This window comes from Oleiphilus sp. HI0123, from assembly GCF_001635315.1.
The window spans coordinates 1-972 of sequence record NZ_LWGE01000340.1 but is presented as its reverse complement, the minus strand read 5'-3'; the positions used below and the strand labels follow the sequence as shown (position 1 = coordinate 972).

The 972-nt window shown below is 45.0% G+C and carries 2 protein-coding genes; one reads left to right on the top strand and one right to left on the bottom strand.

Annotated features, from left to right (window positions below; translation table 11 throughout):
- Positions 1–268, top strand: a 268-nt coding sequence (locus A3761_RS26790) for a hypothetical protein (protein WP_231881137.1), incomplete at its 5' end; no start/stop codon positions are given.
- 1 nt (position 269) lies between these two features.
- Here A3761_RS26790 and A3761_RS26785 read toward each other — a convergent pair.
- Positions 270–972: patatin-like phospholipase family protein (locus A3761_RS26785; RefSeq protein WP_369808163.1), on the bottom strand; the 703-nt coding region annotated here is incomplete at its 5' end.

The window sequence follows — 972 nt, the reverse complement described above, 5'->3', positions numbered from 1 at the left end:
TTATGCGGCTAATGGTTTATTCGAACGAGCAGTAATCACGCAAAGGGATGCTTTATCGAGTTTAAAATACTATAGCGCCAAGCACCACTATATGGAGCAGTACCAAGCACCTCTCAACGCCCGCTTGGAATTGTATGAATCTGGCAAACCCTGGATATTTTCGGATGAGGAGATCGCTTTGTGCGGCTACGACTCAAAGCGTTGTATGAAATCACTACTTTCAGTAACGCCTATTGATAAAATGTCCCTACAGCTGGACATGCACTAACTTAGGTTTTTTGAACCTGTTTCTTACGCCGCTTCATCTTCGCATGTAGCAGGTCATTTTCTCCATATTCTTCCAAAATTCGCTCCAGCGTTCGCTCTACTTTGCTGGTAATACGAATTCGCTCCATCTGTGACCAGGTTGCCAATTCCCCTTGTCGAACCAGCTCTAGTAACTCGGCTTCAGACAGCGGGCTAAGTATTTGCCGAAAATCGAATTTTCTAAAATCCGGGTAGACATTAATATTGGCGCTGTATTCCTGGTTTAGCACCGAGGCAACGGTATTCATCAAGACATTAAAACGCGTCCAGTTTGGAGTATATTTCTGACTCACGGCACAAGTTGCTTTGGCAAAACGGCTAGCACTCTTATGCGTTAGCCAGCGTACCCAACTTGGAATTCTCGTGTTATCCCAACCATCTTTAGTAAACAATACGATCGGATTAATCAAACTTCCGATATAGTGATTCACATCGTATAAACGAGCCAAACGCTTAGCCGGCAAGTCATCACTAAAAGAACCGTCTATCCAGCGTCGTGTGGGTAGATAGGCTTGACGCTCACCAAGCTCATTCTTCGCTTCCAACATGACAGAAGGGAAAATACCGGGCACTGCACACGAAGCAAGCACAGCAGTACGAATATAAACATTTGGTGAAGTAATCGCATTCAACAAACGAGAGGTCTGATGGAGTTCTGCAGGCGCT